Origin of the sequence: Vibrio variabilis, assembly GCF_003263785.1 — a bacterium.
GTDB classification, from domain to species: Bacteria; Pseudomonadota; Gammaproteobacteria; order Enterobacterales; family Vibrionaceae; genus Vibrio; species Vibrio variabilis.
Map to the genome: position 1 here is coordinate 1 of NZ_JYJK01000125.1, position 18111 is coordinate 18111.

The window sequence follows — 18111 nt, forward strand, 5'->3', positions numbered from 1 at the left end:
TTTTAAGCAGTTTCCAGACGATGGCACAAATGGCCAAGATCGCGGCAATCCACACTGCGCTGGTCATTGGGTGCAGAGCAAAGTGAGTCACTTGGTAGTATAGCGTTGCACCGCCGTAGGCGAGACCCATAGTCCATACCGCAATAAAGCGTGCGTACTTTTGACCAAACTCTTTAACGTAAGCACCCATCGCTGCCACACATGGTGTGTACAGCAAGATGAAGATAAGGTACGCAAACGCGGCATTGCTCGTGACAAAGTAGCCTTTTAAGTTACCAAAGATAGAACTATCGACTTCTTGATCTTCCGCAACAGCAGATGAGTCCGACAGGTCACCGACATCGACACCTAGTGGATCTGAGTAGCTAAGATCTGCCAAGTTCGCTGGAATAGACTCAACCGCTTCTTGTAAGCTAGCAAATAGATCGTATTCACTCTCTTCACCTTCGCTTGAGGTGTAAAGGCTATTCAGTGTGCCAACGACCGCTTCTTTCGCAAAAATACCGGTAATAATACCCACAGTTGCAGGCCAGTTATCTTGCTGCACGCCCATCGGAGCAAACACGGGTGTCACCACTTGAGCCGCTTTCGATAGCACAGAGTTTTCGCTGTCTTGGTTACCAAATGAGCCATCAGTGCCCACTGAGTTTAGGAAGCTTAGAATGGTCACAACCAAAACAATGGTTTTACCCGCACCCAATACAAAGCGCTTTAGCTTTTGCCATGTTTTGATCATCACGTTTTGGAATGTCGGCAATTCATAGTCAGGCATCTCCATTACTAGGCTATCGCTCGAGCCTGGGTAGATGGTGTGCTTAAGCACTAGACCTGTGAAAACAGCCGCAACAATACCAAGTAGGTAGAGAGCGAACACGACATTCTGGCCACTTTCTGGGAAGAAGGCTGCAGCAAACAGCGCGTAAACCGGAAGTCGAGCGCCACATGACATAAACGGCGCCATAGACGCAGCGAGTTTGCGCTCACGCTCTTGATCTAGTGTACGGGTTGCCATGATAGAAGGCACGTTACAACCGAAGCCAAGAACCAGAGGTACAAATGCTTTACCCGGAAGGCCGATTTTTTGCATCACTTTGTCAAGCACAAACGCCGCGCGTGACATGTAACCAGAGCTCTCTAGTACTGCTAGGAACAAATACAGTGCTGCGATTACAGGAATGAATGTCGCTACCGTTTGGATACCACCACCAACACCATCAGCGATAAGCGTCACTAACCAAACAGGTAAATGGTCATCAAGAAGGTAGTGTCCACCATCAACCAATAACGCACCGACACCGATATCGAAGAAATCGATGAACGCACTGCCTATGTTGATAGAGAACATGAACATGAGATACATGACCACGAAGAAGAAAGGAACACCGACATACTTATTGAGAATGAAACCATCCACTTTTTCGGTAAAGCTACGGCTCAGCTTACCTTCACTGCGACGCAGCTTCTTACACTGCTCGTGTAGATAGGTATATTTGGTATCAGCAACTTGCAGGTCAATATCCACACCAGTTTGATTGCCCGCTAGCGCGATCTCATCTCTCTGCTCTGACGTTAGTGCATTAAGCACCATCACATCATTTTCTAGAGCGCGAATAGCGAGTGCTCGAGGGCTCACTGATTCTGAAGCAAAGGTTGGCTCTACTTTAGCAATCGCTTGCTCCATCTCCGCACCATAGTTAATAGCAAGCGCGTCTAGGGTCAGCCCTTGAACGACAGTTTTGTGTAAGCGCTCTTTGAGTGTGCGAACCTGATCTTTATCAGTAGCGGATAACGTCATCACTGGACAACCAAGCGCTTTCTCAAGCCCTGCAACGTCCAACTTAATACGTTCTCTTTTTAGCGCATCCATCTTGTTGAGCACAACGACCATTGGGCGGCCAAGCTCGCGAAGCTGAAGGGTCATATAAAGGCTGCGCTCTAAGCTTGTCGCATCGACCACGTTGATGATCAGATCGGCTGGGTGAGTAAGAACCGCTCTTGATGCAATCGACTCATCGATACTGTTACCATCGTTGCCACTGTCTAGCGCATAGATACCCGGCAGGTCAGTTAGCTCGAACTGGTCTCCGGCATGCGTGTATTGACCGGTTTTCTTTTCAACCGTTACACCTGCCCAGTTGCCCACTTGCTGCTTGGCACCAGTCAATCCATTGAATAAGGTTGTTTTACCGCTATTTGGATTACCGACAGTAAGAATGGTGTAGTTCATTATGCAGGCTCCACTTCGATTGATTGTGCAATGGCTTGGCGAACGGCCAACGAAACACCACGCACTTCAATTTGCAATGGGTCGCCCATTGGTGCGCGTCGAATCACTGTGACTTCTGTATTCGGCAATAATCCCATTACCATCAATTTTTTACGGACATCATTCGATAGTCCCGTCAACGCAGTGATCTTTCCACTGCTTCCGATGTTCAAATCAGCAAGCTTCATCTTATTCACCCAAGATATGATTGGTAATGAGAAATATTAACATTAACAGTCATTTTAAAGGCGAAACCTTACTTTCCGCATTGCGCTATGTCAATTTAAACCGGATTGCAAACGTATTATTTGTCAAAATATGTCCGTCAATTACGTCAAAATGTCGAACGAAACGCTATCTTGATGACAAAACAATGACATAGACAGAATCTGAATAAATATAAAAACATTAAAATACAACAACTTATTACATTCTCTATAAAATGGCGCGATCTTCATGGTAAGTTGCCGTTATTTTTATAAGGAAATTAAGTCGAATTACTTATAGTTAATCCCAACAGAGCAACCTGCTCCTGTTAATCGAAATTCCAGAGGTGATGTGGGCGACCACATCACTCCGGCAGCAAGCGAAGGTGTCATTGACACCCGCGGTATGGTCCCCCGGCTATGCCGCGATTTTTTTTGTCTGCTGTAAACTACCTCACCGAATTTCTGCTCATCATTCTTTGCTCTAACCACTCTTTTCATAAACTCTTTACTGACAACTTTTCGGCTCACAAATCCTCTGTTCACAAATTGTAAATCGCTCTCCCTAACGACATAATTTATTCCTAAGTAGCCAACTGGTGCTGTTCAACACAGAAAAGGAAGTGGTTTTATGTTGACGTTAAATGGGGATGTTGGAGAAAGTTTTGGCCATTGGAACATGGGGAGTGATGCAACGCTCATCCCACTGCTGGATATGGCAAATATAGCTTGTGGCTTCCACGCGTCAGACCCTGAACACATGGCCAAAACCGTCGCATTGTGTCTGAAGCACAAGGTCACCATTGGTGCACATCCAGGTTATCCCGACTTACAAGGATTTGGCCGTCGCTCTATGATGATGGAGAGTAACACTCTCACCCAATCAATCCTTTATCAGGTGGGGGCGCTTAAAGCGATAGCCAAGCATCAAGAAGGGGAAGTGCGTTACATCAAACCTCATGGTGCACTCTATAACGACATGATGTCCTCGCCGGAGATTTTTAAAGCCATATTGTCTGCAGCACAAACGCTCAGTTTACCTCTCATGGTCTTGGCAACTGGGGAGCATCAGCGATTTCAAACTCTAGCGGCAGACTATGGCGTATCACTTATCTTTGAAGGTTTTGCTGACCGCAGTTACTTAGATTCAGGCTTGCTGGCACCGAGAAGCATGGAAAATGCTGTCCTGCATCAGCAAGAGCAGATTTTAACTCAAGCCGATGCGTTTATTACCCGTGCGCCAATTAAAACCCTAGATGGAAAATCATTAACGCTTACCATCGACACCCTATGCGTTCATGGTGACAACCAAGCCTCAATTGATGTGGCGAAAGCGCTGCGCAGCCGCCTTGATAGCGCAATCACAGTCGGCGGAGGTAAACAGTGAGCAAGCCTTCGATATCTCCTGTAGGTGAATCGGCCATTCTGCTAGAGTTTGGTCACAAGATAGACCTTGATTTACCTTTTCTCATTGGGCAGTACGCAGCGACGATAAAAAAAGCCTTTGCCGGTACACTCATCAACTGTACCCCCTCTTACACAAGCTTACTGATTGAGTTTCACCCTATTTACTGTTCATCAGAGGCACTTACGCACTATATTCAAAACCTTGATCTTGCTGATAAGCCGCCGCCAAGCAGTGTTGATGTCAAAACCCTCCCGATTTATTACGATCCCAATGTGGCACCGGATTTGGAGTCACTCGCTCGGCATTGCTCTCTTAGCGTCGATGAGGTCATCACACTGCATAGCCGCTCAACCTATACCGTGTGTGCGATTGGTTTTACCCCGGGTTTTGCTTTTCTCGCAGAGCTACCTAAAGCACTGCACATGCCAAGCATAAAACGCCACGACCCCGGGTACGTAAAGGCAGTGTCGGTATTGCCAACAACCAAACGGCGGTATATCCCAGCGATACCCCAGGAGGCTGGCAAATCATAGGTAACTGCCCGCTCACTTTATTTGACAAGAGCTCGCCAGATCAATCGTTACTGAACATTGGTGACAAAGTGCGATTCGAGCCAATTGACCACCGCACATTCTTAAGCCTAGGAGGTCAGTAATGAGCGCACTTGTCGTGATCAACGCGGGACACCACGTTACTACACAAGATCTGGGGCGCCCTAATGCCTCTCATTATGGACTCACACAAGGCGGCGCCGCCGATTGGCATGCGCACTGCTGGGGACAAAAGTTACTGGGTAATCCAATGACGGCGACCAGTCTAGAGATCGTCTTAGGCCGAGTGAAGTTTCGTGCCAACCAAGACTTAACCTTGGTACTCACTGGCGCTGATTGTCTAGCGGAAGTCCATTCACCACAGCATATTGTCGCTAAGCAGGTTCAAAGTTGGCGCCCTTTTAGTTTGAAAAAGGGCCAAGAGCTGCATCTGAAAGTACCTCGCAGCGGCTGTCGAAGCTACTTATCCGTATCAGGCGGATTTGCGATAGAGCCCTTTCTAGGTAGCACTTCAACCGTGGAGCGCGACGGAGTGGGAGGTTTAAACCCAGGACAGCCTCTCGCTTGTGGCGACAGCTTAGTCGTCAACCCCAATTTATCTGGAGACCTCAGCAATCTTAAGCCCCAAACTATCCCTAGAAGCGCTATTCCAAACTATGATGGATTCAGAACCGTACACTTACTCCCTTGTTTTCAGTTTCAACAGTTTGATTCAGCGCTTAGAGAACGACTACTAAACCAAATCTATACCGTGTCTGCACAAAGCAACCGAATGGGAATAAGGCTAAAATCCAGCGACAGTGAAACGGCTCGCCTCACGCAAACCCTGCCCTCACTCATCTCTGAAGGGATCCTGTCCGGCTCGGTGCAAATACCACCAGATGGTAACCCCATCATTATGCTTAGCGATCACCAGACCTTAGGTGGCTATCAGAAACTAGGCGTGGTTGCCTTCCGTGATTTGGCTAAAGCCGCTCAGTTAAGGCCAGGCGAACAACTTCGCTTTAAACTCAGTACCTTACCTCTCGAACGTTTGAAGCAACAGGCATTCTATCGATACTTTGATCTTTAGAATGAGTGACTAATCACCTTCCGTCATGTCCATCATGGCAAACTTAGAGGGTGGGACACCAAAATAGACTTTGAAACGTTGAGAGAAATACGACGGATCGTTGAAACCGCAAGCAAAAGCCACTTCAGAGACTTTTTCGCCTTGCAGAAGCATCTCGCAAGCTTTCTCCATACGGACATCGGTCAGATAGTCAGTAAAGGTTCGCTCAAACTGCGATTTGAAGCGTCTTTGGAAGCTTCGCTCGGAGATGAACAACGCTTTGGCTGCTGAGGCGGTGCTAAATTCAGCATCATGATACTGCTCAGCCACCAGTTGAGTCACTTGCCGTTTCCATTGTTCATGCTTATCCGGCTTAACGTCATGCATCTCTTTTTCAGTCACTAGGCTCATCAATGGTCTTTCGGTTTCCAAAGACGACTTTGCCGAATGTGGAGGCAAATGATTGGGAGACTGTTGAATCGATAGCATCCAACGTAGTGTAAGTCGGTTGGTGTTCCCACGCTCAACCGGCTGAAGCTCACCGCCAGAGCGATGAATATGGGAAGGCAAACTCGAAGGACTAAAATCGAGTTGACTTTCTTTCACATCAAAGGCTTGAGTGGAACTTTGCGAGCTAAAATTCGGTAACGGTAGCCCATTGTCCTCAAACGTCACATTCAACTTGCTGCCATCATCATCCACGGTAATGTTGATGACTTGCCCACGCACCATTCTGCGCAGTGCATTGGCAATAATTGAGTTGAAGATGATGTCCAGATTACAGGTATCCAACACCACGTTGTCACTGCTTGCCAGCATCTTTAAGTCTACTTTGATCCCGTAACTATCTAGCTCTTTTCGCCATGCATCGACGGTGAAATTGAGCACACTCGACACTGAACAAACCAGTGGATAGGAGCTTTGCTCATCAAAGATGGCTTTGACATTATCTAGCCCCTCAAAACTGCTTACAGGCGTTGAATTCGAGCTAGATAGGGACTCAAGCTTAAAGTTGGCACTGTGCTGCGCTGCTTGCTCTACCAGCTCTTGAATCAATTGCTGACGAATTTTAAACGCTTTACGCAATTGTTGGTTATTACCCACTAACACTCGACTTTGATGCTGAAGCTGCTCGGTCTTTAACGCGACCTGAGTTTTTAAAGCGCGGTTCATAAAACGAATGCGTCGCGAACGCCAGTAAATCACCGCACCGACCAAGACTAGGCTGCTCAGTGCCATCAAAACGTAAAACATCCCCGTCATAAACCATGGCGTACTGACTTGGTAGCTAAACTGAATGCTCGAGTCAGAACTCGTATTCCCCTTTACTGCCACTTCTATGATGTGTAGCCCCGGCGATGGTTTATCAATATTAAGCTGAAAACCCTGCATATCTTGCCAGTCATCATCTCCGGTTCGATAGACGAGACTGTGTCCTTGCGCAGATGGCCATAAGCTGAATTGAATCGCCACCGAATCCCCGTACCCAACATTTGGAATAGCATCTTGAACGTCCCCAAGGTGACGAGCAATGTTACTCACCGATACTTGAGATATTAATACGCTGGGAGTCGGTACTGGGTTATCGAGAATGCGTTTTGGATCGAACTCGACAATGCCGTAACGGGAGCCAATCACAATAGAGCCACTTTGCTCACTATAAGCACAGCTACCATTGATGAACTCATTGCTAATCACTCCATAGGGAGCGGCCAGGTGCCTGACGATCTCTCCAGCCCCGGTATAAGCGGTAAGACCGGCAGAGCTAACTAACCAGAAAATCCCATCGCTTTGAGTCACACACACAGGACGGGTGCTATCTTGGAACAGCTCTAGTCTTGTAAAGATTTGCCCCTGATCGTCATACAAAAAAGCGCCATAACTGCTGGCAGCCCAAATTCGGTGTTCATCCGCAACCAACTCCGTGACACTACCAAATGGGGCACTTGCACCGACATAACGACTGAGCCCATGGTCAATAATGTAAAGTCCATGGTCAGTACCAACCAGTGCTTTGTTGTCACCCAGTGCATAGATTTCAGTTACCTTAGCAGGTAAGTGCTCACTCACTACCCAGTCATCACCGAAGTCATTGATTTGTTCAGTTTCAACATTGAGGTTGAGTAACCGTAGACCATCACTGAGCCAAAGCGTATCGCCGCTGCCAAGGGAGATATGCTCCACTTGAGCGGGCATGTTATCTATCTTTTGCCTCAACGCTGTAATTTGATAAGCATCGAGATCAAGGTGCATTAACCCCCGCTCCGTAGCTATCCATAGATTCTGTTCACGCTGCGCCAACGATGAGACCTTACCCCAGTAAATCATTGCGGACTCACCCTCTTCATCGACAGCATAGAGTGCGCTACTGGTGATCACCCAATACCCTCCGAGTGGGTTATCCATGACTTCGAGTTTGGGTTCAAGACGATTGAGATTTTCGTCAATTGACACTGAGATACGCTCAAACAACTTACCGTATTCTGAGAAATAGCGAACACCATTGTTGGTGGCAATCCACATTCCCAGGGTGCCATCTGCAACTAAAGCATAGATCTTGTCGCCGGCCAGACCGAACTCATCGTGAGGGTTGAACTCAACCTGTTCAAGATCAAGCGTATCTCGCTCAAGCCAGTACAAGCCTTGTTCTGTGCCAACCCAAAAATGGCTGGCTGTGCTTTCCAATGACAAGACGTGTTGACCCAACGGAAAGAAGGTACGTTGCATCGGTTCATCGAGAGGGAAAACCTCGACGCCAGAATGATACCCAATCACTAAGCGATTCGATTCTGGTTCGAGCAACAATGTCGAGACGGCTCCCCGATGGACGGTGCCGACATAGTCTAACTCACCATATTGCCATCGATATAAGCCAACATTAGTACCGATGTACCACGCGCCGCGAGTTTCTATCGCCGCTGTGATTTTTACCCCAACTCCACCGTAGAAGCGTTCAAACTCATCCATTGAGATAACTTCAAACCTAGATGGATGTTCATTGCCAAGATAAACCTGATTATCGGTTGCAAACCAGACATATTCCCCACCATGACCCAGTGATTGAATATGCTCGGTTAATTTAGTCGTAAAGACTTGATTGACCTCACCAAGTGGCTGCTGAGAAAACAGTTTATTCGCTTTGGCATACCAAAACTGGCCTTCAAAAAAAGTGACGTCGTTATTATCGAACGCCAGGTTGTCGAGCTCGATAAAACGGGTACCGTCATAAAAGCGGACGCGATTATGTACATCGATAGACCATAGTCCACCTTCTACACCAGGAAATAATTGCTTAGCCGCTAAAAACTGCCCATTGGCTTGCAGTGATAATGGATAGAATACGGGAGGCAACGGTTTACTGACGCTCACTAGCGGCGCGAGCAGCAGCGATAACGCCAATAATAACTCAGGGCAACTTAGGCTCTTACGCACGCGTGAAAGCCTGCTGGTCGCTATATGGCCAACAGAAAAATCAAAACAGCGTGATAAGGAAGCAGTGAAAATCAAAAGAAGCCCAGTTAATTTGCATCGATAAATATCGTAAATTTACTGGATTTGTGTGGGTTATGAAAGAAAAAAGGTGACAAGAACCATCTAAATGACTCATTGGTCACAAGCAAAACTCAACCGAACACACATAAAACCTTGTTGTTCAGACTGAGTTTTGCTTGCCGGATACTTACTGTGCTAGGCAGAGACTAAAGCTATTTGCCATCGACTTTAAGAATACAAAGTAGCTGCCGTCTTCAACCGGAATATCACTACCCAAAGGATCAAGCTGTCCAACTTTTGTGCCAGTACCTCGGGTCACTGAGTTCACTACAGCTGGTGTGAATTGTGGTTCGGCAAAAACACACTTTACTTGTTGTTCGCGCAATGTGGTTTTAATGGAGATTAACGTTTTGGCACCTGGTTTACGTTCTGGGCTGACAGTAAAGTGGCCAAGGTTGTTCATCTTAAAGAATTCTTCATAGTAACCATAGGCATCATGAAACACGTAATAACCTTGGTCTTGTATTGGCTCAAGCTTAACGTGGATCTCCTCAATGGTTTTATCCAAGGTGCGTTCGAAAGCGGCCAGCTTTTCTTGGTACGCTGCTTTATTGTCCGGATCAATAAATTGAAGCTTTGCGGAAATAGCACGCGCAACTTGACGACTTTGCTCAGGACCGAGCCACACATGAGGGTCAAAACTGCCGTGGTTATGGCCTTCATGACCATGATCGTGTCCATCACCACCATACTCTCTAAGTGACAGACCTTCGATGTTTTGTACTGCAAGTGAGTTTGAATTGCCCTCTACTGACTTAGCTAAAAACGTTTCAAGTTCGTCACCAAACCAAACCACGACCTCACTATCGCGGATTTTCTTCACATCCGATGGCTTAAGCGCATAGTCGTGAGGGGATGCGTTCGCGTTAAGAATCGACGAGGTAGACTGCCCTTCGATGATCAACTCATGGGAGATCATCTCAAAAGGCTTTATACTATTCAGCACTTGCAGCGCTTGCGCTTGAAACGAAAGCAGTGAAGTAAGTGCTACAACTGGAATGTAACGATACATAGGGCTTAAAATCCTTCTGGCTTGCAATAGCTCAGAATGTTACATTATAACAAGACGTAATTGCAAATGAGTTCTATTCATGTCCGAACTGATTACACTCGACCAAGTCTCTGTCGAGTTCAGTAAACGAAAGGTTCTAGATAACATTAGCTTAACCATTAGCCGAGGGGAAATTTTAACCCTTATAGGCCTAATGGTGCTGGTAAATCGACCTTAGTCAAAGTCATTCTTGGGTTACAAAAGCGCTATAAAGGCACAATTCGCCGCGCTAGCAAGCTCAAAATTGGCTATGTACCGCAAAAACTTAAACTTAACGATTCCTTGCCTTTGAACGTTGAGCGCTTTCTTGCGCTTGCGGGAAAATACAGTGCTCAGGAGCGATTAGACGCACTAAAACTTGTCGGCGCTGAGCACCTAATCTCAAGCAACATGCATCAATTATCCGGTGGGGAAACCCAACGAGTACTGCTTGCTCGTGCTCTACTGCATCGTCCTGATGTTCTGGTACTCGACGAGCCAGCGCAAGGGGTAGATGTTCAAGGGCAAATCGATCTGTATGAACTTATCGATACACTTAGACATCGATTCAACTGTGCGGTATTTATGGTCTCCCACGATTTGCATCTCGTTATGGCCAAATCAGACAATGTGATTTGTCTTCACCATCATATTTGCTGTCAAGGCACGCCACAGACGGTAAGCCGTCATCCATCTTACGTGGCACTATTTGGCAGTGCGACTCAAGAAACACTGGCTTTCTATCAACATCAGCACGTCCATCACCATCATGATTTAGCAGGCGATCCTGTGGAAGGCAGTGCTTCACAATGTTCACATCATAAACATGGGCACTCGCATCATGATTGAGTTTTTGCTTCCATCCATCATTGCTGGCATCGGTATCGCTCTGATTGCTGGCCCACTTGGCTCATTCGTTGTTTGGCGCAGAATGGCCTACTTTGGTGATACGCTCGCCCATGCTTCTTTAATGGGTCTTGCGCTCGGTTTCTTGTTTGATATCAACCTATACCTAGCGCTAGTTATCTGTTGTATGGCTTTGGCTGTCATTCTGGTCACGCTTCAAAAGCAGCAGCTCGTGGCCACAGACACGCTGCTCGGTATTCTGGCGCATAGTGCGTTGTCACTTGGTTTAGTTGCCGTCAGTTTCCTCGATAACGTCCGCGTTGACTTAATGAGCTATTTGTTTGGCGATCTGCTGGCCGTCTCACCAACCGACCTTATTTACATCTATGCTGGTGTGACTCTGATCGGCGCTTTGCTGTTCGTGTTTTGGCGACCACTACTGTCTACGACGGTAAATGAAGATCTCGCGGCTGTAGAAGGCGTGAATGTCGACCTAATGCGTTTGGTCATCATGCTGATGGTCGGTCTGGTCATCGCCATTGGTATGAAGTTTGTCGGGGCGCTGATTATGACTTCTTTGCTTATCATCCCGGCGGCGACCGCTCGTAAGTTCACCACCACACCAGAGCACATGGCCCTCACCGCCTCCGCGATTGGTATTGTGTCGGTATTTTGTGGACTTAGTCTCTCTTGGTTTTATGACACGCCAGCGGGGCCGTCAGTGGTCATTAGCGCAGCTGGCTTTTTCTTACTTGCCCAGCTAGCTCCCGCTAGAGACTAAATTCTTTTATAAGCACATACAAAAAGCTCCGATCGTATGACCGGAGCTTTTCTATTTTTAACTCTATTTCAAACAGAGAGCTAACGTGGAGTCATTACCAACCGGTAATTTCACGTAGACCTTTACCGATGTCAGCAAGGCTCTTAACTGTCTTAACACCCGCAGCTTCAAGCGCAGCGAACTTGTCTTCCGCTGTACCTTTACCACCAGAGATGATTGCACCAGCGTGACCCATACGTTTACCTGGAGGCGCTGTAACACCTGCAATGTAAGAGACAACCGGCTTAGTGACGTTTTCTTTGATAAATGCTGCCGCTTCTTCTTCCGCTGTACCGCCGATCTCACCGATCATCACGATAGCTTCAGTCTCAGGATCTTGTTCGAACAGCTTCAGGATATCGATGAAGTTTGAACCTGGAATTGGGTCACCACCAATACCAACACACGTAGACTGACCAAAGCCTTCATCGGTTGTCTGCTTAACCGCTTCATACGTAAGCGTACCAGAGCGCGATACGATGCCCACTTTTCCTTTCTTGTGGATATGACCTGGCATGATACCGATCTTACACTCATCAGGAGTGATAACGCCCGGACAGTTTGGACCAATCATCACAACACCTGCTTCATCTAGGCGTACTTTTACGTCTAGAAGATCAAGCGTAGGAATGCCTTCTGTGATAGTCACGATAAGCTTGATACCCGCATCAATCGCTTCCAAGATTGCATCTTTACAGAAAGGTGCTGGTACATAGATAACTGACGCCGTTGCACCAGTGACTTCTACTGCTTCGCGTACTGTGTTGAATACTGGTAAGCCTAGGTGAGTTTGACCACCTTTACCTGGAGAAACGCCGCCGACCATTTGCGTGCCGTAAGCAATCGCTTGCTCTGAGTGGAACGTACCTTGACCACCAGTGAAGCCTTGGCAGATAACTTTTGTATCTTTATTAATTAGTACAGACATTATTTGCCCTCCGCTGCAGCAACTACTTTTTCCGCTGCTTCTGTTAGCGAGCTTGCAGCAATGATATTCAGACCACTTTCCGCGAGTTTTTGCGAGCCTAGAGGCGCATTATTACCTTCTAGACGAACCACAACTGGTACTTCAACACCTACTTCTTCAACCGCACCAATGATGCCATCTGCGATTAGGTCACAACGTACGATACCACCGAAGATGTTAACCAATACCGCTTTCACGTTGCTGTCAGATAGGATGATCTTAAACGCTTCTGTTACACGTTCTTTAGTCGCGCCGCCACCTACATCTAGGAAGTTAGCTGGCTGACCACCGTGTAGGTTTACGATGTCCATGGTACCCATAGCGAGGCCTGCACCGTTAACCATACAGCCGATGTTGCCATCAAGTGCTACGTAGTTAAGCTCCCATTGAGCCGCATGTGCTTCGCGCTCATCTTCTTGCGAAGGATCGTGCATTTCACGAAGTTTAGGCTGACGGTAAAGTGCATTTGAATCGATGTTGATCTTGCCATCAAGACACAGAAGGTTGCCTTCGCCTGTGATAACCAGTGGGTTGATCTCTAGCAGTGCAAGATCGTACTCAGCAAACATGTTGCCTAGACCCATGAAGATTTTAACGAACTGCTTGATTTGGTCGCCTTCAAGGCCAAGTTTGAACGCAAGCTCACGGCCTTGGTATGCCTGTGGACCAACGAGCGGATCAATAGCCGCTTTGTGAATCAGTTCCGGCGTCTCTTCCGCAACTTTTTCAATTTCAACACCACCTTCCGTTGATGCCATAAACACGATGCGACGTGTTGCGCGGTCAACGACTGCACCAAGGTACAGCTCATTAGCGATGTTAGATGCTTCTTCAACTAGGATTTTAGTCACTGGTTGACCATTCGCATCTGTTTGGTAAGTCACTAGATTTTTACCTAGCCACTTCTGAGCGAATTCTTTAACACCGTCTTTGGTGTCATGAAGTTCCACGCCGCCCGCTTTACCGCGGCCACCAGCGTGAACCTGACATTTAACTACTTTCTTTTCAGTACTGATACGACCAGCAGCTTCGAACGCTTCCTGTGGGGTGTCACATGCGTAGCCTTCTGGTACAGGCAATCCGAATTCTGCAAACAGCTGTTTGGCTTGATATTCATGCAAATTCATTGTGCGATTCCATTTGTTATATCCCTGAGGGATTTTTTATTTCCATATACCGAATGTCGGTAATACGTCTGTAGGAGTACTCGTTAGAGTCGCCTCTTGTGGGCTTACTAAGGAGCTAGACGTTGAGCTAGTCTAGCTCTATTTATTTTGGACGTCTATACATCCAAAACAAAAAGCAACGCTTGGTTACACATCCAGTAGCAAGCGTGCTGGATCTTCCAGTAGTTCCTTGATAGTGACCAAGAAGCCGACTGACTCACGACCATCGATCAAACGGTGATCATAAGAGAGTGCTAGGTACATCATAGGTAGGATTTCTACTTTGCCATCTACCGCCATTGGGCGATCTTGGATTTTGTGCATACCCAAGATAGCCGCTTGTGGTGGGTTAATGATTGGCGTAGACATCAATGAACCAAACACGCCGCCGTTAGTGATGGTGAAGTTACCACCCGTCAGCTCTTCAACGGTTAGCTTGCCATCACGGCCTTTGATCGCCAGCTCTTTAATACCTTTCTCAACGTCAGCAAAACCTAGCGAGTCACAGTCTTTTAGTACTGGTGTTACAAGACCACGTGGCGTTGAAACTGCCATGCTGATATCAAAGTAGTTGTGATAAACGATGTCATCACCATCGATAGACGCGTTCACTTCTGGGTAACGTTTCAGCGCTTCAGTCACTGCTTTCACGTAGAAAGACATGAAACCAAGGCGAATGCCATGACGCTCTTCGAACTGATCTTTGTATTGCTTACGAAGATCCATGATTGGCTTCATGTTCACTTCGTTAAACGTCGTTAGCATCGCAGTGCTGTTCTTCGCTTCAAGCAGACGCTCAGCAACACGTTTACGCAGACGTGTCATTGGTACACGCTTCTGACTGCGAGCCAGTACTGGAGCCTCAGGCGCCTGTGCTTCCGCTTTTGGCGCCGCTTTCGCTGCTGATAAGTGCGCTTCGATGTCTTCACGAGTGATTCGACCGCCAACGCCAGTGCCTTTCACGTCTGATGCTTGAAGATCGTTCTCAGCCAGCAAACGGCGAACCGCTGGGCTCAAAGCGTCGTTAGACTCTTCGGTTAGTGCAGCTTTATGGCGCTTATCTGGAGATGCTTCAGTAGACTCAGTGGTGTCCGTCGTCGGTTCACCAGCAACTGCACCTGGTTTAAGCTTAGCAATCAGCTGCTTAGACAGTACTGTCGCACCTTCTTCTTCGATGATTTCTTCAAGAACGCCCTCTTCTGGCGCTGGTACTTCAAGAACAACTTTATCGGTTTCGATATCAACGATAACTTCATCACGCGCTACCGCTTCGCCTGGTTTCTTGTGCCACGTTGCGACGGTCGCGTCTGCAACTGATTCAGGTAAGTCTGGAACCAGAATTTCAATAGTCATATCTGTTTCTTCCTTTTTTCTTCTAGTTCTTAATCTAGGGTCAACGCGTCAGAAATTAACGCTTTTTGTTGTTTCAAGTGTACCGACATGTAACCAACGGCCGGAGATGCAGATGCTGGTCGACCAGCGTATTTCAAGTCAGCACCCGCAGGGATAGCTGCGCGGAAGTTATGTTGACTTGAGTACCAAGCGCCTTGGTTTTGAGGCTCTTCCTGACACCAAACGAAATCTTGAGCATTGGTGTAGGCGGCAATCTTGGCTTTTACATCATCCAATGGGAATGGGTACAACTGTTCAATACGTACAATGGCAACGTCATCTTGCTCATTGTTGCGGCGCTGTTCGAGCAGGTCGAAATAGACCTTACCTGAACAGAACACAACACGTTTGACGTTTTCTGGCTTGATATCATCAATCTCACCAATCGCCGGCTCAAATGTGCCTTCTGCTAAGTCTTCGATGCTAGACACACACAGCGGATGTCTTAACAGTGATTTAGGAGACATCACGATGAGTGGGCGACGCATTGGGCGAACCACTTGACGACGAATCATGTGATAGACCTGAGCTGGCGTCGATGGAATCACCACTTGCATGTTTTGCTCAGCACAAAGCTGCAGGTAACGTTCTAGACGCGCCGATGAGTGCTCTGGTCCTTGACCTTCATAGCCGTGTGGTAACAGCATTGTTAGACCGCACAGACGACCCCACTTTTGTTCACCAGAAGAGATAAACTGGTCAATAACGACTTGAGCACCGTTGGCAAAGTCACCGAACTGCGCTTCCCAAATAGTCAAACCACTAGGCTCAGCTGTCGCATAGCCGTATTCAAATGCCAATACCGCTTCTTCAGACAACACCGAATCAAAGACCTGGAATGGACCTTGTTTGTCGTGAAGGTTACAAAGCGGAATATAGGTACTCGCATCTTCTTGGTTGTGCAGTACTGAGTGACGGTGGAAGAAAGTACCACGACCAGAGTCCTGTCCTGAGATACGGATACGCTTACCGTCATCAAGAAGCGTTGCGTAGGCCAGCGTTTCTGCCATGCCCCAATCGATCATTTTCTCGCCGCTCATCATGGCAGCGCGATCGTTGTACAGTTTATTGACGCGACTTTGCAGTTTATGACTGTCTGGATATTGTCCAAGCTTCTGACCAAGAGCAACTAGGCGCTCAGTACCAACCTGACCACCCCACTCTTCATCCCAATCGCGACCAAGGTATGGAGACCAGTCAACTGAGTGCAGTGCCATTGGGCGCCACTCTTTACATACTACTTCACCGCGGTCTAAGGCATCACGATATTCATTGATCATCTGCGTAGCGGTTTCAATATCGCTTTCGTCACGCTCAATCAAGACATCCGCGTACAGTTTGCGAGGCGTTGGGTGTTTTTTGATTTTCTGGTACATCAACGGCTGAGTCGCATTGGGCTCATCCGCTTCGTTGTGACCGTGACGACGGTAACAAACCAGATCAATCACCACGTCTTTAGCAAACTCGTTACGGAAATCGAGCGCGATTTGCGTAACAAACGCGACCGCTTCTGGGTCATCGGCATTCACGTGGAAAATTGGTGCCTGTACCATCTTAGCGATGTCGGTACAGTACATGGTTGAACGGGTATCGCGTGGGTTTGAGGTAGTAAAACCAACTTGGTTGTTGACCACGATTCGAATCGTACCACCCACTTTAAAGCCGCGCGCCTGAGACATGTTGAAAGTCTCTTGCACAACACCTTGACCCGCAATCGCTGAGTCACCGTGAATGGTAATTGGCAGTACCATGCTGCCGTCTTTGTCGCCCAGGCGATCCTGACGAGCACGAACAGAGCCGATAACTACTGGGTTTACAATCTCTAGGTGAGATGGGTTAAATGCTAAGGCTAAATGCACATCACCACCCGGCGTTGCAAAGTCAGCAGAGAAACCTTGGTGGTACTTCACATCACCCGTGCCCCATGTTTCATCATGCTTACCCGCAAACTCATCGAACAAGTCTTGAGGCTTTTTACCCAAGACGTTGACCAGCATGTTCAAGCGACCACGGTGCGCCATACCAATCACGACTTCTCGCATGCCTTGGCTACCAGCATGGCGAATCAGTTCTTTGGTCATTGGAATGAGTGCATCACCACCTTCTAGCGAGAAACGCTTCGCACCTGGGAATTTTGCGCCAAGATAACGCTCAAGACCTTCAGCAGCCGTTAGCTCTTCTAGGAAAGTGTGTTTGTGTTCGGAATCGAAAGAGGGTTGGCCAACCACTGACTCTAAACGCTGTTGAATCCAACGTTTTTGAGCGGTGTTTGTCATGTGCATGTATTCTGCACCGATTGAGCCGCAGTAGGTTTTTTGAAGTGCTTTGTGAAGATCGCGAAGCGTCATGCTTTCTTGGCCAATAGCAAAAGAGCCGACATTGAACGTTTCGTCTAAATCATCTTCCGTCAACGAGTGGAACGCAGGTTCCAATTCATCAACCGTTGGGCGTTTCCATAAACCTAGAGGGTCTAGATTTGCAGCTTGATGGCCGCGGAAGCGGTACGCATTGATAAGCTGTAGAACTTTTACTTGTTTAGCATCGACCTCGGGGTCACTTACTTGAGCACTTGAATGCTTTGTTTCTTGAGCGAGTCGTCGGAAGTAATCACGGACACGTGAATGCGGCTGTTCAACCACATCAGGCTGCACAGGCAACCCATCAAATACACGTCTCCACTCCTCACTTACCTGTTCGGGATCACTTAGATACAGTTCGTAGAGATCTTCTACGTACGTTGCATTGGCGCCTGCCAAGTGTGAAGACTCGAGCCATGCCTTCATCACACCATTGTGCATATTTTCCCTTAACCAGTAGTTTTCACGTATGCATCGGTCTACGCCGAGCTATAAGAAG

Annotated in this window: 11 protein-coding genes and 2 pseudogenes; 5 read left to right on the forward strand and 8 right to left on the reverse strand. The window is 47.5% G+C overall.

Going from position 1 to position 18111, the window contains the following annotated elements; genetic code table 11:
• The coding region (gene feoB / locus TZ48_RS20400) for a Fe(2+) transporter permease subunit FeoB (RefSeq protein WP_112480465.1) at window positions 1-2227 on the reverse strand (2227 nt) is incomplete at its 3' end.
• Window positions 2227-2454 (reverse strand): FeoA family protein, encoded by a 228-nt coding sequence (locus TZ48_RS20405; protein WP_112480466.1) that lies wholly within the window; start codon window positions 2452-2454, stop codon window positions 2227-2229. The genes feoB and TZ48_RS20405, both read right to left, overlap by 1 nt.
• 649 nt (window positions 2455-3103) lie before the next feature.
• Between TZ48_RS20405 and TZ48_RS20415 the strand changes: the two genes are divergently transcribed.
• From TZ48_RS20415 to TZ48_RS20430, 3 genes and pseudogenes are all read left to right on the forward strand, one after another.
• Window positions 3104-3859, forward strand: a complete 756-nt coding sequence (locus TZ48_RS20415; protein WP_112480468.1) for a 5-oxoprolinase subunit PxpA — start codon at window positions 3104-3106, stop codon at window positions 3857-3859.
• A pseudogene (pxpB, locus tag TZ48_RS20420) lies at window positions 3856-4535 on the forward strand (5-oxoprolinase subunit PxpB). The gene TZ48_RS20415 and the pseudogene pxpB overlap by 4 nt, the downstream one beginning before the upstream one ends.
• Complete coding sequence (locus tag TZ48_RS20430) at window positions 4535-5503, forward strand: 5-oxoprolinase subunit C family protein (RefSeq protein WP_112480470.1); 969 nt, start codon at window positions 4535-4537, stop codon at window positions 5501-5503. The pseudogene pxpB and the gene TZ48_RS20430 overlap by 1 nt, the downstream one beginning before the upstream one ends.
• Before the next feature lie 9 nt (window positions 5504-5512).
• On the opposite strand, the gene TZ48_RS20435 is transcribed toward TZ48_RS20430, so the two are convergent.
• Window positions 5513-8914, reverse strand: a complete 3402-nt coding sequence (locus tag TZ48_RS20435) for a helix-turn-helix domain-containing protein (RefSeq protein ID WP_162674682.1) — start codon at window positions 8912-8914, stop codon at window positions 5513-5515.
• 247 nt (window positions 8915-9161) lie between these two features.
• Window positions 9162-10046, reverse strand: coding sequence for a zinc ABC transporter substrate-binding protein ZnuA (znuA, locus tag TZ48_RS20440; protein ID WP_112480472.1), 885 nt, complete (start codon window positions 10044-10046; stop codon window positions 9162-9164).
• Window positions 10047-10125: 79 nt separating this feature from the next.
• On the opposite strand from znuA, the pseudogene znuC reads away from it, so the two are divergent.
• Both znuC and znuB read left to right on the forward strand, forming a co-directional pair.
• Window positions 10126-10913, forward strand: a pseudogene (znuC, locus tag TZ48_RS20445) (zinc ABC transporter ATP-binding protein ZnuC).
• Entirely contained in the window at window positions 10906-11691 is a 786-nt protein-coding gene (gene znuB / locus TZ48_RS20450; protein WP_112480499.1) for a zinc ABC transporter permease subunit ZnuB, read from the forward strand. The pseudogene znuC and the gene znuB overlap by 8 nt, the downstream one beginning before the upstream one ends.
• A gap of 94 nt (window positions 11692-11785) precedes the next feature.
• Here znuB and sucD read toward each other — a convergent pair whose 3' ends face one another.
• The 4 genes from sucD to sucA form a co-directional block, all read right to left on the reverse strand.
• Window positions 11786-12658, reverse strand: a complete 873-nt coding sequence (gene sucD, locus TZ48_RS20455) for a succinate--CoA ligase subunit alpha (RefSeq protein WP_042476406.1) — start codon at window positions 12656-12658, stop codon at window positions 11786-11788.
• Window positions 12658-13824 carry an ADP-forming succinate--CoA ligase subunit beta gene (gene sucC, locus TZ48_RS20460; RefSeq protein ID WP_112480473.1) on the reverse strand — a complete coding sequence of 389 codons (1167 nt, stop codon included), beginning with the start codon at window positions 13822-13824 and terminating at the stop codon, window positions 12658-12660. The genes sucD and sucC overlap by 1 nt, the downstream gene beginning before the upstream one ends.
• 186 nt (window positions 13825-14010) lie before the next feature.
• A complete protein-coding gene (gene odhB, locus TZ48_RS20465; RefSeq protein ID WP_112480474.1) occupies window positions 14011-15216 on the reverse strand; it encodes a 2-oxoglutarate dehydrogenase complex dihydrolipoyllysine-residue succinyltransferase in 1206 nt (401 codons plus the stop codon).
• A gap of 29 nt (window positions 15217-15245) precedes the next feature.
• Window positions 15246-18053 (reverse strand): 2-oxoglutarate dehydrogenase E1 component, encoded by a 2808-nt coding sequence (sucA, locus tag TZ48_RS20470; RefSeq protein ID WP_112480475.1) that lies wholly within the window; start codon window positions 18051-18053, stop codon window positions 15246-15248.
• Window positions 18054-18111: the final 58 nt, after the last annotated feature.

What these genes read in the sequence shown, in the direction of transcription:
- TZ48_RS20405 (WP_112480466.1), bottom strand. Translation starts at nt 2,454, where the DNA reads ATGAAGCTTGCTGATTTGAACATCGGAAGCAGTGGAAAGATCACTGCG.
- TZ48_RS20415 (WP_112480468.1), top strand. Translation starts at nt 3,104, where the DNA reads ATGTTGACGTTAAATGGGGATGTTGGAGAAAGTTTTGGCCATTGGAAC.
- TZ48_RS20430 (WP_112480470.1), top strand. Translation starts at nt 4,535, where the DNA reads ATGAGCGCACTTGTCGTGATCAACGCGGGACACCACGTTACTACACAA.
- znuA (WP_112480472.1), bottom strand. Translation starts at nt 10,046, where the DNA reads ATGTATCGTTACATTCCAGTTGTAGCACTTACTTCACTGCTTTCGTTT.
- znuB (WP_112480499.1), top strand. Translation starts at nt 10,906, where the DNA reads ATGATTGAGTTTTTGCTTCCATCCATCATTGCTGGCATCGGTATCGCT.
- sucD (WP_042476406.1), bottom strand. Translation starts at nt 12,658, where the DNA reads ATGTCTGTACTAATTAATAAAGATACAAAAGTTATCTGCCAAGGCTTC.
- sucC (WP_112480473.1), bottom strand. Translation starts at nt 13,824, where the DNA reads ATGAATTTGCATGAATATCAAGCCAAACAGCTGTTTGCAGAATTCGGA.
- odhB (WP_112480474.1), bottom strand. Translation starts at nt 15,216, where the DNA reads ATGACTATTGAAATTCTGGTTCCAGACTTACCTGAATCAGTTGCAGAC.
- sucA (WP_112480475.1), bottom strand. Translation starts at nt 18,053, where the DNA reads ATGCACAATGGTGTGATGAAGGCATGGCTCGAGTCTTCACACTTGGCA.